Origin of the sequence: Flavobacterium ranwuense (genome assembly GCF_004349315.1) — a bacterium.
GTDB lineage: Bacteria > Bacteroidota > Bacteroidia > Flavobacteriales > Flavobacteriaceae > Flavobacterium > Flavobacterium ranwuense.
This window is the reverse complement of record NZ_SMLH01000005.1, coordinates 145283-160246: the sequence shown is the minus strand read 5'-3', so window position 1 is coordinate 160246 and position 14964 is coordinate 145283. Positions and strand designations below refer to the sequence as shown.

Here is a 14964-nt window from a genome sequence, read left to right as displayed (position 1 = left end):
ATATTTAATTTAGTATTAATATAAATCAAATTTACAACCGTCTGGCTGATCAGTTGTTACGTAATTATAATAAAAGATTGTATAATTTACAGAAAGTGTTACAAGGAGTATGTTTTACTTTTTTCTTGCGACAATTACATAGGTGTCATAAGCATAGGTTTTTCTATCAATTGTTCTTATGATTTCAAAGTCATTTAAATATAGAAATAATTGTATTTCATTTAAGGTAAAAACGCGAACTGTAGAAAAATCGTCTGCAATTATTTCCTTTTCATCATTTTTCAAAGTGTAATATTGCGCGGTCCACTCCAGCATAAAATTTTCTGATGATGTTGTTTTCCATTTGCTGTTTCTATAATATTTTACTCCATCATATTCAGCTTTATGAATTATGATTTCATTTTCTTTAGTGAAAGGAATAAATCGATTGGCATCAATAAAATCAAAAATGAGAGTTCCGTCTTTGTTTAGGTTTTTATAAATAGAGTCAAAAGTATTGTTCACATCTTCATTTGTTATTAAATAACTGGTGGAACGTCCTGTAATGAGGATACAATCAACCGGTTTTTCAAGTTCAAATTCTCTCATGTCGCCATGTATGAAAGTAACGTTTTTATTCCTCTCTTTGGCAATTGCAATCATGCTTTGACTATAATCCAGGCCAATATAATCTTGATTCTTTTCCTGAAATCGTTTGGCAAGATTTCCTGTTCCGCTTCCAATTTCGAGTATGGTTTTACAATTGTTTTCTTGGATTAAACTATTATAGAAATGATACTCTTCGTCATAATCAATAAAGGTTTGGTACATAGCATCAAAAATTGCCGCCATTTTTCCGTCATAAAGATTTGCCATGATATTTGTGTATTAAGAACTAAATTTAGGGAGAATAAACGAAATAAAAAAAGGGCTGTCGAAAGACAGCCCTTTAGAAATTATTCGATAACCGAATTAGAATTTATAGTTTAAAGATAAATTAAACATAGTTCCTAATTGGCTAAAGTGATATCCATCATACGTCATTTGAGAATAACGTTGGTTGAAAGTAATCAGATTAGATTGATTTTTTACTTGTGCAGGATCTGCTAATATTGCGGTTCCTGCTGCGTTTTCTGCTTTGAATTTCCATTCAGGAAGTACATTCAACAAGTTGTTTACATTTAATGCCAAAGTTAATTTGTCAGTAGCAGAGAAAGTAACTCCTAAATCTGTAACAACTTTTGGAATAAACTCAGTTTTTAAATTAGCATTTAAACCATCTTGATCGAAAGTAGTTTTTCCAAAATAAGTATTGTTAAGAGAGAAACCAAATTTTCCAATTTCATAATTCGCTCCTAAAATCCATTTTGTGTCAGGTCTGGAAGTAAACATTAATGATTCAAGTGTTTGTCCAAAATTATTGCTTTTTACAGGAGAGATTCTTTCATTTTGAAAAGTAATGTTTCCAGATAAATTGAATCCTAATTTTCCTGTTCCTAATTCGATGTTGTTGTAATTAGCAACCACATCTAAACCAGAAGTTCTAGAGTCAAATGAATTTTCAAACCAAGCTACTGTACCAAATTGAGTATTTACTTTGTCTCCTAAAACGATTCTGTCTTCCACTTTAATGTTATAGTAATCGATAGTGAAATTAAAGTTTTTCATTGGTTTTGCTCCAATTCCTATAGTGATGTTTGTAGACTTCTCAGCATCTAAACGATCAATGCCTAACTGGCGTGCTTGTGGAGAAACGTTATTTATAATTCCGCTCACTTGAATTCCTTGTCCTGGAACGAATGAATATTGTGATTTTTGAGTATAAATTTGGTGTAACGTAGGGGCTCTAAATCCAGTAGAAACAGATCCTCTTAATGTGATTTTGTCATCTAAAAATTTATATCTAGAACTCAATTTCCAAACTGTTGCATCACCAAAATCGCTATAGTCTTCATAACGAACGGTACCATTTATTAAGAAATCTTCCGTTACATCATAAGCAAGGTCAAAATAAGCACCTAAATTATAACGGTTCCATTTTCCTGAATTTTCAGGTCTGTTACCAGCGAATGAATCGGCTCCAATACCATCCCAAGAAGCTTTGTCTCCTTCTGTTACTTCAAAAGTTTCTGTTCTGATTTCAGATCCAAAACCAATGCTGATTTTATCTGATAATACTTTAGAGATATCTAAATTCCCTACAACATGATTAAAAGAAGTTCCTCCTGGTTTAAAATTGATCGGACTGTTTTCTAAGTACACATTATTTCCATCAGCATCTTGAATGTCAGATCTGTTAAAAGAGTTGTCAACTGAATAAGTTTGTGTATTTCCGCCTACAGTAATACTGGCATCAGTATTCCAGTCGTTTTTTGTTGATTTATATCCCAATGTAGCATTGTAATCATTTAAATCTCCTGTAAATGTTGGTACATAACCTTGATAAGAAGCTGGTGTTCCGTTCCCAAAAAAGTCTTTTAGGAATGGGTAATCAGCTAAAGTTCTCCAGTATGGAGTTCTGTAATTAGCAAATGAGTTTACTTTTTTGTAAACATAAGCAGCATTGTAATATAATAATGTTTCATCAGATAAACTAAATCCACCATTTACCAAGAACTTAGCCGCTGCAGTTTCTGGAGACCCATTGATATTTCCAGCATCTGGTTTTTTAGCAAGAAAAGCTTGAACATCAGAAAGAGAAGCTCCAAAATCTCCAGCTTCACCAGCAGCATCTACTGTTCCGGGTCTGTTAGATAAATTTACTTTTGAAAAATCAACTGTATAGTTTACAAATCCTTTTTCTCCTACAGTAGCGCCATTATTCATGCTTACTCCTAACATTTCACCATCACCTTCAGAAGTCATTCCACTTCTTACCGTTACAGATCCACCGTTTGTATTCTTTTTTAAGATAATATTCATAACTCCGGCAATAGCATCAGAACCGTATTGAGCAGATGCTCCATCACGAAGTATTTCTACTCTTTCGATAGCATCAGTAGGAATTGCTGATATATCAGCACCTGTTTCTCCACGTCCCGGAGACGTTTGCACGTATAATAAAGAACTTAAATTTTTACGTTTCCCGTTAATAAGGATTAAAGTTCTACTAGGTCCCATGTTTCTGATTTCATAAGGATCCAATAATGAAGTAGCATCATTCACAGGCGTTTGCACCGTGTTGAAAGATGGAATTTTATACTGTAACGCTTTGTCAAAAGAAGCTTGTCCAGTTGATGTTAAGTCTTTTGAAGACAATACATCTATTGGAAGTGCTGATGTCGTGTTACTCCTTGGCGCCGTTCTGGTTCCAGTAACCACAACTTCGTCTAGATTTTGCCCGCCTTCTTCTGATAAAACAACATTTATTACAGCATCTGTTGCGGCTTTTTCTAATTTAGAAAAACCTACGTAGCTGAAAACTAGTGTAGCTCCTTCTTTAACTTTTATCTTGTATGCGCCATCCATATCGGTAGAAACCCCATTCTGAGTCCCTTTTTCAACAATGTTTACACCTGGCAAAGGGTTGCCAGTATTGTCTTTAACGACACCCGACACTTCTTTTTGCGCGAAAAGAAACGAGACGTTTAATAGGAATAATAAGAATGCAAATTTTTTCATAATTAGTTGAGTTTGGTTATTTTTTGTTATTTAATCGGTGGCAATATATAATTTTTTAACGTATCATTAACAAATCAATAAAAATTATATTAAAAAATTATCAACTGTGGAATAATGTGCTTTTTTTGGTTTTTCAGCATCTAATAAATCTTATATTTGCAAACTTTTAAAGTAAGTACTAAAACTTTTGGCTGGAAAGGCTGTCAGTAAACAAGAATATCATGACATCGCCATGATTCAAGTGAAAAAGGAATGTGAAGAATGGCGATTGCATATTCCATAAAAAAAAACAAATATTATCTACATATGAAAGCAGGAATTGTAGGATTACCGAATGTTGGAAAATCAACATTATTCAATTGTTTGTCAAATGCAAAAGCGCAAAGTGCCAACTTTCCTTTTTGTACAATCGAGCCTAATATTGGTGTTGTAAATGTTCCGGATTCCAGAATAGAAAAACTGGAAGAATTAGTAAAGCCAGAGCGTGTGCAAATGGCAACTGTTGATATCGTTGATATTGCAGGATTGGTAAAAGGAGCCAGTAAAGGAGAAGGTTTGGGAAATCAGTTTCTAGGAAACATTAGAGAGTGTAATGCCATTATTCACGTATTACGTTGTTTTGATAACGATAATATTGTTCACGTTGATGGGAATGTAAACCCAATTCGTGACAAAGAAACAATTGATATCGAGTTGCAGTTGAAAGATTTAGAGAATGTTGAAAAACGTTTAGAAAAAGTAAAACGTGCTGCCAAAACTGGAAATAAAGAAGCAATCGTTGAAGAAGCGTTGTTGAACAGAATTAGAGAAACGCTGCTTCAAGCGAAATCAGCGAGAACTATAACGCCACAAAACAATGATGAAGAAGTTTTAATGGAAGGTTTTCAATTGATTACGGCAAAACCAGTATTGTATGTTTGTAATGTTGATGAAAATTCGGCAGTTAACGGAAATAAATATGTAGATCAGGTTCGGGAGTTGGTAAAAGATGAAGATGCGGAAGTTATCGTACTTTCTGTAGGTGCGGAAGCTGATATTACGGAATTAGAAAGTTACGAAGAACGCCAGGTTTTCTTAGAAGATATGGGGTTAAGTGAGCCAGGTGCGTCTGTGTTGATTCGTGCAGCTTACAAATTACTAAAACAACAAACTTATTTTACGGCAGGAGTTAAAGAAGTTCGTGCTTGGACTATTGATGTTGGTTCAACTGCGCCACAAGCTGCTGGAGTTATTCACACTGATTTCGAAAAAGGATTTATCCGTGCCGAAGTTATTGCTTATGAGGATTTCGTTCATTACGGTTCAGAAGCTAAATGTAAAGAAGCTGGAAAATTCAAGGTAGAAGGAAAAGAATATATTGTAAAAGATGGTGATGTGATGCATTTTAGATTCAACGTCTAAAAAAGTCATAAAGTCGAAAGTCATAAAGTCGAAAGTTAGTAATAGCTTTCGACTTTTTTTTGTACCTAATTCCAGCTTTCCACTTCAAGATTTTGCCATCAATCTCTTTTTCTAAGACAAAAAAGGAGCTTCCTTTGGTCGCTCTTTTTTATCAAGAAAAAATAAGATTGATCTGAAAAATGCTTTCTGTTTCTATCTGGGGTAAAATAGATTTAGAAGAAAATGAAATTTCGTTTTTGCTTATTTGTTTTCTTAATCTGTGAATCTGCGGACAATTATTTTGTTGTTATTTTATTTTTAGTACTTTTAGTAAAAATAAATCATCATGAAAATTATCGCTTTTGGCGCAAGCCCCAGCAAAAACTCCATCAATAAAAAATTAGCGACGTACGCAGCAAATCTTTTTGAAAATGCCGAAGTGGAGGTTTTGGACTTAAACGATTTTCAAATGCCAATTTTTAGTGTTGATATAGAAAAAGAAATCGGTGAGCATGAATTGGCAAAAGCATTTCTGGCTAAAATTGGCGGAGCCGATATTTTAGTGGTTTCACTTGCTGAAAACAATGGCAATTACTCCGTAGCTTTCAAGAATGTTTTTGATTGGTGCACCAGAATAAACACTAAGGTTTTTCAAGAAAAACCAATGTTACTGATGGCAACTTCACCTGGAGCCAAAGGCGGAGCAAGCGTTTTGGGTATTGCAAAAAATGCTTTTCCTTTTTATGGAGGAAATATAAAAGCAACGTTCTCATTGCCTAGTTTTGATGCTAATTTTGATGCTGTAAATGGTAAGATTTCCAATGCGGAATTAGATAATCAGTTAAAAAAGATTATCAAGAATTTTTAAATTTGAACATCAAAAATCAATATCAATTTGAAATCTGCAATCTAAAATCGTTAATCCTAAATCAGAAATCGGTTGTCAATATCATTCTTGATAACTTTGACGGCTTCCTATTTTAAATTTTATCGAATTACACTACATTAGCACAAAATCCACAAATTTTACAATGTCCGAACAAAATCAATATACCGAAGATAATATTCGGTCGCTCGACTGGAAAGAGCACATTCGCATGCGTCCCGGAATGTATATCGGGAAACTGGGTGATGGTTCTTCTCCGGATGATGGTATTTATATTCTTCTAAAAGAGGTGCTCGATAACTGTATCGATGAATTTGTCATGGGCGCGGGTAAAACAATCGAGGTGACGATCAAAGACAAAACGGTTACAGTTCGAGATTACGGCCGTGGAATTCCATTAGGGAAAGTGATTGATGTAGTTTCTAAAATGAATACCGGAGGAAAATACGATTCCTTGGCATTTAAGAAATCCGTTGGTTTGAATGGGGTAGGGACAAAAGCCGTGAATGCTTTGTCTAATTATTTCCGTGTAGAATCTGTTCGAGACGAAAAACAAAAAGCTGCGGAATTTTCTGCAGGAAATCTTATTCTTGAAGAAGATATTATTGAAACGACCAAGAGAAAAGGAACTAAAGTAATTTTTACTCCTGACGAAGCGATTTTCAAAAATTATAAATTCAGGTATGAATATGTAATCAAAATGCTCAAAAACTATTGTTACTTAAACAATGGTTTGACCATTTTATTCAATGGTGAAAAATATTTTTCTGAAAATGGTCTGAAAGATTTATTGGAAGAAACCATTCACGCCGATGATTTAGAATATCCAATCATTCACTTGAAAGGTGACGATATCGAAATTGCCTTAACGCACAGTAAAACACAGTACAGCGAAGAATACCATTCCTTCGTAAATGGGCAAAATACAACTCAAGGGGGAACACATTTAGCAGCCTATCGGGAAGCGATTGTGAAAACCATCAGGGAGTTTTACAATAAAAGCTTTGAAGCATCGGATGTTCGAAAATCCATTGTTACGGCTGTCAGCATCAAAGTGATGGAACCGGTTTTTGAGTCGCAAACCAAAACCAAATTAGGTTCAACTGATATGGGTTCTGAACCAGGAATGCCATCAGTGCGTACTTTTGTAAATGATTTTGTGAAAACGAAATTAGATAATTATTTGCACAAGAATCCTACCACTGCAGACGCATTATTACGCAAAATTCTTCAAGCGGAAAGAGAGCGCAAAGAACTCTCTGGCATTAGAAAATTAGCGACAGATCGTGCCAAAAAAGCGAATCTGCACAACAAAAAATTAAGAGATTGTCGTGCCCATCTTCCGGATACTAAAAACCCGAAAAATTTAGAGAGTACCCTTTTTATTACTGAGGGAGATTCGGCTTCCGGATCTATTACCAAATCGCGGGATGTAAATACACAGGCCGTTTTTAGTTTACGTGGTAAGCCTTTGAATTCGTATGGAATGAGCAAAAAAATTGTTTATGAAAATGAAGAATTCAATTTATTGCAAGCGGCTTTGGATATTGAAGACGGTTTGGAAAAATTGCGTTATAACAACATCGTAATTGCAACGGATGCTGATGTCGATGGAATGCACATTCGTTTGTTATTGATTACTTTTTTCTTGCAGTTTTTTCCGGAGTTAATCAAAGAAGGACATTTGTACATTTTGCAAACGCCACTTTTCAGGGTTCGAAACAAGAAAGAAACGATTTACTGTTATTCTGATGACGAAAGAAAAGCAGCAATCGAAAAACTAAAACCAAAACCGGAAATCACTCGATTTAAGGGATTGGGAGAAATTTCTCCGGATGAGTTCAAGAATTTTATTGGCGAAACCATTCGTTTAGATCCGATTATGATGGACAAAAACACTTCGATTGAGCAATTATTGTCTTTCTATATGGGTAAAAATACGCCAGACAGACAAGAATTTATCATCAAGAATTTGAAAGTGGAATTAGATGTAATTGAGAAAATTTAAATAGTTATAAAATGCCTACAAAAAGAACACTAATTTTTATCGCTTTATTATTTGTGATTAGTTTTTCAACTACCTTTTTTATTATAAGGAGTAATGATCATAAAGAATGTGATACACTTGTAAAAAAAGAGTTGGATAAAAACGGAAATAAAATCACTATAAAAGAACATGTCTGTAAAGAAAAATATTCTTTTTAGAAATTTTAGAACAAAATTAGAATTAATTAGTATTCAATAGAATATATTTAATGAAAGACGAAGAAAATACAATTCCAGAAAATCTTCAAAATAAAATTTTATTTTCTCAAGTAGTCGCGCTTTTGCAAAATGCTCGGCAACAGGTTTTACGTACCGTAAATTCAACAATGGTTTACACCTATTTTGAAATAGGAAGAATGATTGTGGAAGAGGAGCAAAACGGAAAAAATAGAGCTGAATATGGGAAGCAATTATTAAAAGGGCTTTCCGAACGGCTGACTACTGAGTTTGGAAAAGGGTTTTCTGTGGATAATTTGCAGAACATGAGAAAGTTATTTATGACTTACTCAAATTACGAGTCACTGACTAGTATTTTACAAATTCAAAAATCCCAGTCACTGACTGGGGAATTGAATACTAAGATACCTCAGCCACTAACTGGGGTTTCTGAAAATCAAAAAGCACAGTCGCTGATTTCGTTTTTCAAACTAACTTGGACACATTATGTTTTCTTAATGCGAATTGACGACATAAACGAAAGACGTTTCTACGAAATAGAATCCGAAAAATACAATTGGAGCGTTCGAGAATTAAAACGGCAATACGATTCGGCACTTTATACGCGATTGGCTTTAAGCCGAGATGTAGCAGGTATTTTGAAACTTTCGGAGCAAGGTCAGATTATAGAGAAACCCAAAGACCTTATCAAAGATCCTTATATTTTGGAGTTTTTAGGTTTGCCTGAATTGCATCAGTATTCAGAATCGGAGTTGGAAGAAGAAATTATCAATAAGCTAGAACATTTTTTACTAGAATTGGGTCATGGTTTTACTTTTGTCGCAAGACAAAACAGAATTACTTTTGATGATAAACATTTTCGAATCGATTTGGTTTTTTACAACCGAATTTTAAAATGTTTCGTTCTGATTGATCTAAAAATAGGAGAATTGAAACATCAAGATTTAGGACAAATGCAAATGTATGTCAATTATTACGACAGAGAAATGCGTTTGGAAGATGAAAATAAAACCATAGGAATTGTACTTTGCCAAAACAAAAGTGATTTGGTTGTAGAATATACTTTACCTGAAAATAATGAGCAAATTTTTGCCAGTAAATACAAAACAATTCTGCCAAGCAGAGAAGATTTAATACAATTAATTTCGGAATCAAAATAAATGAAAGACGAAGAAGACGATAACACAACCCCAGAAGGTCAGGACGAAGAGAATAATTCAGAGGATCATTACATTGATGAAAATCAAGAAGAGAATGATGCTGATGGAATTATTGAAGTAGACGCCAAATCCTTTGAAGGACAACATTTTTACGATAATCAAGAAGACGGAAACGATACCATTACCAAAGTTACGGGAATGTACAAGGACTGGTTTCTGGATTATGCTTCCTATGTAATTCTGGAGCGTGCCGTTCCGGCGATTGAAGATGGTTTTAAACCAGTGCAACGCCGTATCATGCACTCTTTGAAAGAATTAGATGACGGTCGTTACAATAAAGTGGCCAATGTTGTTGGGCACACCATGCAGTATCACCCTCACGGAGATCAGAGTATTGGTGATGCAATGGTACAAATTGGCCAAAAAGAATTATTGATAGACTGTCAAGGAAACTGGGGGAATATCCTAACGGGAGATGGCGCAGCGGCTTCCCGTTACATCGAAGCGCGTTTGTCTAAATTTGCTTTGGAGGTTATCTATAGTCCAAAAATTACCGATTGGGGCGTTTCTTACGATGGACGAAGAGCAGAACCGAACAATCTTCCGGTGAAATTTCCGTTGCTTCTGGCACAAGGAGCCGAAGGTATTGCGGTAGGTCTTTCCACGAAAGTATTGCCTCATAATTTCAATGAATTAATCGATTCTTCGATAAAAATATTAAAAGGGAAGCCTTTTACACTGTATCCTGATTTCATGACGCAAGGTATTGCCGATGTGTCCAATTATAATGATGGATTGCGTGGCGGACGTGTTCGGGTTCGTGCCAAAATTGGTCAGCTTGACAAAAATACCTTGGTGATTACCCAAATTCCGTTTTCTACTAATACGACTACTTTGATTGACAGTATTTTGAAAGCGAATGATAAAGGGAAAATCAAAATCAAGAAAATAGAGGACAATACCGCTGCTGAGGTAGAAATATTAATTCACCTTTTTCCGGGTGTTTCTCCAGATAAAACCATTGATGCGTTGTTCGCATTTACGGCTTGTGAAACTTCTGTAGCACCATTGGGTTGTGTGATTGAAGACAACAAACCGTTGTTTATCGGGGTTTCTGCGATGTTGAAAATTTCAACCAACAGAACAGTCCAATTGCTGAAAAGTGAACTCGAAATTCAATTGAGCGAATTGGAGGAACAATGGCATTTTCTTTCTTTGGAACGTATTTTTATCGAAAATAAAATCTATCGCGATATTGAAGAGCAAACGACAAGAGAAGGCGTAATCAAATCAGTTGATGATGGTTTAAAACCACACACGCAACACTTAAAACGCGCTGTTACCGAAGAAGATATTTTGCGTTTATTGGATATTCGAATCATCCGTATTTCCAAATTTGACAGCAATAAAGCACAGGACAAAATCGAAGCGCTTGAAGGCGATATTGAACAAGTAAAACACAATTTAGAGCATCTGATTGATTTTGCTATTGCCTATTTTACCAAATTAAAAGAGAAGTACGGAAAAGGGCGTGAACGTCAAACGGAGCTTCGTATTTTTGATGATATCGAAGCTACCAAAGTAGTTTTAAGAAATACTAAATTATACGTCAATAAAGAAGAAGGATTTGTTGGAACAAGTTTGAAAAAAGACGAATACGTTACGGATTGTTCTGATATTGATGATGTAATTGTTTTTCTGCGTGATGGGAAAATGATGATTACCAAAGTAGATGCGAAAACCTTCGTAGGTAAAGATATTATTCACATTGCTATTTTTGACAAAAGTGATAAGCGTACCATTTACAATATGATTTACCGTGATGGAAAATCTGGGCCTTCTTACATTAAACGATTCAATGTTTCAGGAGTTACCAGAGATAAAGCATACGATTTAACCAATGAAACTGCGGGTTCTCAAGTAGTATACTTCTCTTGCAATCCAAATGGAGAAGCAGAAGTAATTACAATACTATTACGTCAGGTAGGAAGTGTCAAAAAACTGAAATTCGATATTGATTTTGCCAGTTTAGCAATAAAAGGAAGGGCTTCCAAAGGAAATTTGGTAACTAAATATCCAATCAAAAAAATAGAATTGAAGGAGAAAGGAATTTCTACTTTATTACCAAGAAAAGTTTGGTTTGACGATACTGTTCAACGATTAAACGTTGATGCAAGAGGTGAATTATTAGGGGAGTTCAGACCAAATGATAAGATTTTGGTCCTATCGCAATCCGGAAAAGTAAAAGTAATTACACCAGAATTATCTACACATTTTGATGAAGATATGGTAGTCCTGGAGAAATGGGTTCCAAAAAAACCAATTTCGGCTATTTATTATGATGGCGAAAAAGAGCGTTATTACATCAAACGTTTCTTAGTGGAAACGGAGAACAAAGAAGAAAGTTTTATCACGGAACATCCTAATTCACAATTAGAGATTGTATCAACGGATTATCGTCCTGTGGCTGAATTGGTTTTTACAAAAGTAAAAGGAGTTCAAAAAGAAACAATGACGATAGATATAGAATCATTCATTTCGGTGAAAGGATTTAAAGCTTTAGGGAATCAATTGACAACTGATAAGTTGAAACAAGTAAACTTGCTGGAACCTTTGCCGTATGAAATTCCTGTTGAGGTTATTCCTGAGGAATTAGAAGTTATGGGTGATACTAATGCCGATGATTCAGACATTCAATTGGAAGATGATGGTCAGATTACTTTGTCTTTAGAATAAAAAAAAGCTCCCGAAAAGGAGCTTTTTTATCAAAAAATAGTTTGAATTATTTATTTTTCTTCATTTTCATATTCAGTACTTCAACTAATAATGAGAATGATATCGCAAAATATAAATAGCCTTTTGGTACTGGTGTAACGTGATTTCCAAAGATTAATGCATTCGATAAATGTGCACTTTCAGTAAGTAACATCATTCCAATTAGAATCAAAAAGGATAAACCCAAAATTTGAATAGAAGGATGCTTGTTGACGAAATTTCCAACAGGAACTGCAAACTGCATCATTACTAATACTGATATCACAACAGCAGTAATCATAATATATATTGCACCTTCAACCCCGTTTGTCATACCTACTGCCGTAAGAATACTATCGAACGAGAAAACTAAATCAATCATGATAATTTGTAACAGTACATTTTGAAATGATTTTGTTGCCGCCTTACCTAATTCTTTTTCTTCATGACCTTTTTCGTCTACTTTTTCACGGATTTCATTTGTACTCTTGTAAATTAAGAATAATCCACCACCTAGTAAAATAAGGCTCTGACCTGTAATTCCCGCTGAAAACCAACTGAAATCTATATGAAACCAAGGTTCTTTCATTTGAATCAATAAATTGATACCAAACAAAAGCGCGATTCTCATAAACATGGCAAGGAACATCCCTATTTTTGTGGCTCTCTTACGTTGTTCAGCAGGTAATTTTCCTGTGGCAATTGATATAAAAATAATGTTGTCGATTCCTAATACAATTTCCAAAAAAGTCAATGTTAAAAGGGCAATCCAAGCATCTGGATTTAAAAATACTTCCATGTTTATTTAGTTATTATTTGTGATTAATTTGATTTGCTTAATCGGAAATCTTAGTGACAGTTCCTCTTTGTTTTTCATCAACACCAACCATTCCAAATTCAAAGGTATAAGAATTTTTTGTTGTTGTCAAAATTTTCATGCCAATTGCCTTTTCCTCAGCCATATTTTTTGGATGAATTTTTTGTAATATATATTCACAATCGTTTACCCAGCGTATCGAAGCGGTATCTGTTTTTCCTTCAAAAGTTTCAATTTCAATACTGTCATTGCGTTCAAAAAGGGTGATTTTTTTTATGCCGTTAACTTCATATTCAAACTTGAATTTCCCGGTTTTAAAATCCTTACAATTGCGCTCCGCATCATAACACGACATTAGTAGCAGTAGTGGGAGGAGGAATATTATTTTTTTCATTTCTTAATATGTTTATTTTTTAACTATTGTATTTTAATATCGTATTTGTCCAGAAGTCCAACGATTCCCTGTGTTGAAAATTTTGCTTTTTTCATAGGATTGAATTCGGGGTCAATTTTAAAATTAGATGCTTTTGAGAAATCGGCTCCGGCTAATTGCGTATTGTTAAAAATAGCGCCATCCAAATTACTGTTGTCAAAAACAGAACTTGTAAGATTGGCTCCAATAAAGGTAGTGTCTTTCAACGAGCAGGAATTGAATTTCGTCTTAGACATTTTTTTATTGGCAAACGACGAATAATCCAAAACACATTCTTGAAAATTTACATTAAACAAGAAATCATCGCATTCCTCAAATAGGATACCCAGCAATTTGCAGTTTTTGAATTGTACCCCTTTTAAGCTTGTTCCTGATAATTTGGTCATGGATAAATTGCAATCAATGAACTCGCAATCCATAAAAGTGTTATAGGAGAAATCACTATTTGATAAATCACAGTTTTTAAAAACGCAATCTTCAAATTCTCGATTATTGATTTTTTTGTCAATGTAAACGATTTTTTCAAATGTTTTTTGAACGTGAATTAGGTTTTCCATTAGTCGTTAAATAAACTTTTCATAATTATTTTTAATCCCAAATACATCAAAAACATAGCTGCTAAACAAGCAATTATGCCTATTGCTAGAACCAAATAATGCCATACATTTTGCTGATTCATAAAGGCATTATAAATCACTGCCGGCCCCAAAAATAACAATGGTAAAGCTCCTGCTAAATATTTGATTCCTTTGGATAAAAGTTCTTTGTTGGTTGCCATTTTGAGTTATGAATTATAAGTTATGAATTATGGGTGACTGTAATTGACCACTGATCACTGACCACTATAATTATCAACTGCTTTTCTAACGCTGCCATGTTTTTTCAATAATTCGCTGGCTTCTTCGTAGGAAACAGGAATTTCTCCCATAATCATTTTTACACCTCGGTCAACTAATTTGCTATTACTCAATTGCATATCGACCATTTTGTTGCCTTTCACTTTCCCAAGTTGAATCATGGTTGCAGTTGTAATCATGTTGAGTACTAATTTTTGGGCAGTTCCTGCTTTCATACGGGAACTTCCGGTTACAAATTCTGGTCCTACAACTACTTCAATAGGGAATTTTGCCGTTTGCGAAAGCGGACTTCCTGCATTGCAAGAAATGCTTCCGGTGCTAATATTATTTTCGTTGCAAGTTTGTAATCCTCCAATTACATAAGGTGTTGTTCCCGAAGCTGCAATTCCTACAACTACATCATTCTCGTTGATATTGTATTGTTGTAAATCAATCCAAGCTTGTGTTACATTGTCTTCGGCGTTTTCTACGGCTTTGCGAATGGCGGTATCACCGCCGGCAATAATCCCAATTACTAAATCGAAAGGAACGCCAAAGGTTGGCGGACATTCCGAAGCATCCAGAATTCCTAAACGACCGGATGTTCCTGCGCCAATGTAAAACAATCGTCCACCGAGTTTCATTTTAGTAACGATTTCAGCAACTAAATTTTCTATTTGTGGCAAGGCTTTTTCTACGGCAAGCGGAACAGTTTTGTCTTCCTGATTGATATTAGATAACAATTCTTGAACCGACATTTTTTCCAAATGTTCGTATTTTGAGGATTGTTCGGTGGTTTTAGTAAAGGTCATAGTTATTTTTTTTGAAGGACGACTTGCGAGTTGTCCGTACATTTATTTTTTTGCGTGAGGGAT

12 protein-coding genes are annotated in these 14964 nt (G+C 34.6%); 5 read left to right on the top strand and 7 right to left on the bottom strand.

Features of this window, described 5'->3' with window-relative positions:
* Positions 1-114: 114 nt before the first annotated feature.
* Together E0I61_RS10625 and E0I61_RS10620 are read right to left on the bottom strand one after the other, a co-directional pair.
* A complete protein-coding gene (locus E0I61_RS10625; RefSeq protein ID WP_131994562.1) occupies positions 115-855 on the bottom strand; it encodes a class I SAM-dependent DNA methyltransferase in 741 nt (246 codons plus the stop codon).
* Between the two features lie 96 nt (positions 856-951).
* Entirely contained in the window at positions 952-3600 is a 2649-nt protein-coding gene (locus E0I61_RS10620; protein ID WP_132071316.1) for a TonB-dependent receptor, read from the bottom strand.
* Positions 3601-3906: 306 nt separating this feature from the next.
* Between E0I61_RS10620 and ychF the strand changes: the two genes are divergently transcribed.
* The 5 genes from ychF (at position 3907) to E0I61_RS10595 (ending at position 11985) form a co-directional block, all read left to right on the top strand.
* Entirely contained in the window at positions 3907-5001 is a 1095-nt protein-coding gene (ychF, locus tag E0I61_RS10615; RefSeq protein WP_131994568.1) for a redox-regulated ATPase YchF, read from the top strand.
* A 325-nt stretch (positions 5002-5326) separates the two neighbouring features.
* Positions 5327-5848, top strand: coding sequence for an NADPH-dependent FMN reductase (locus E0I61_RS10610; protein ID WP_132071314.1), 522 nt, complete (start codon positions 5327-5329; stop codon positions 5846-5848).
* A gap of 163 nt (positions 5849-6011) precedes the next feature.
* Positions 6012-7874: a DNA topoisomerase IV subunit B gene (locus E0I61_RS10605; protein WP_132071312.1), complete on the top strand. Its 1863-nt coding sequence runs from the start codon at positions 6012-6014 to the stop codon at positions 7872-7874.
* A gap of 247 nt (positions 7875-8121) precedes the next feature.
* Complete coding sequence (locus tag E0I61_RS10600) at positions 8122-9249, top strand: PDDEXK nuclease domain-containing protein (protein ID WP_132071310.1); 1128 nt, start codon at positions 8122-8124, stop codon at positions 9247-9249.
* Positions 9250-11985 carry a DNA gyrase/topoisomerase IV subunit A gene (locus E0I61_RS10595; RefSeq protein ID WP_132071308.1) on the top strand — a complete coding sequence of 912 codons (2736 nt, stop codon included), beginning with the start codon at positions 9250-9252 and terminating at the stop codon, positions 11983-11985.
* A 46-nt stretch (positions 11986-12031) separates the two neighbouring features.
* Here E0I61_RS10595 and E0I61_RS10590 read toward each other — a convergent pair whose 3' ends face one another.
* Genes E0I61_RS10590 through murQ form a run of 5 tightly spaced genes read right to left on the bottom strand, consistent with a single transcriptional unit; the run spans position 12032 to position 14901 of the window.
* Positions 12032-12802, bottom strand: a complete 771-nt coding sequence (locus E0I61_RS10590) for a TerC family protein (RefSeq protein ID WP_131994586.1) — start codon at positions 12800-12802, stop codon at positions 12032-12034.
* A 37-nt stretch (positions 12803-12839) separates the two neighbouring features.
* A complete protein-coding gene (locus E0I61_RS10585; protein WP_131994589.1) occupies positions 12840-13214 on the bottom strand; it encodes a DNA topoisomerase IV in 375 nt (124 codons plus the stop codon).
* A gap of 23 nt (positions 13215-13237) precedes the next feature.
* Entirely contained in the window at positions 13238-13810 is a 573-nt protein-coding gene (locus E0I61_RS10580; RefSeq protein ID WP_131994592.1) for a pentapeptide repeat-containing protein, read from the bottom strand.
* Complete coding sequence (locus E0I61_RS10575; protein WP_132071306.1) at positions 13810-14031, bottom strand: DUF6095 family protein; 222 nt, start codon at positions 14029-14031, stop codon at positions 13810-13812. The genes E0I61_RS10580 and E0I61_RS10575 overlap by 1 nt, the downstream gene beginning before the upstream one ends.
* 54 nt (positions 14032-14085) lie before the next feature.
* A complete protein-coding gene (murQ, locus tag E0I61_RS10570; protein ID WP_131994595.1) occupies positions 14086-14901 on the bottom strand; it encodes an N-acetylmuramic acid 6-phosphate etherase in 816 nt (271 codons plus the stop codon).
* Positions 14902-14964: the final 63 nt, after the last annotated feature.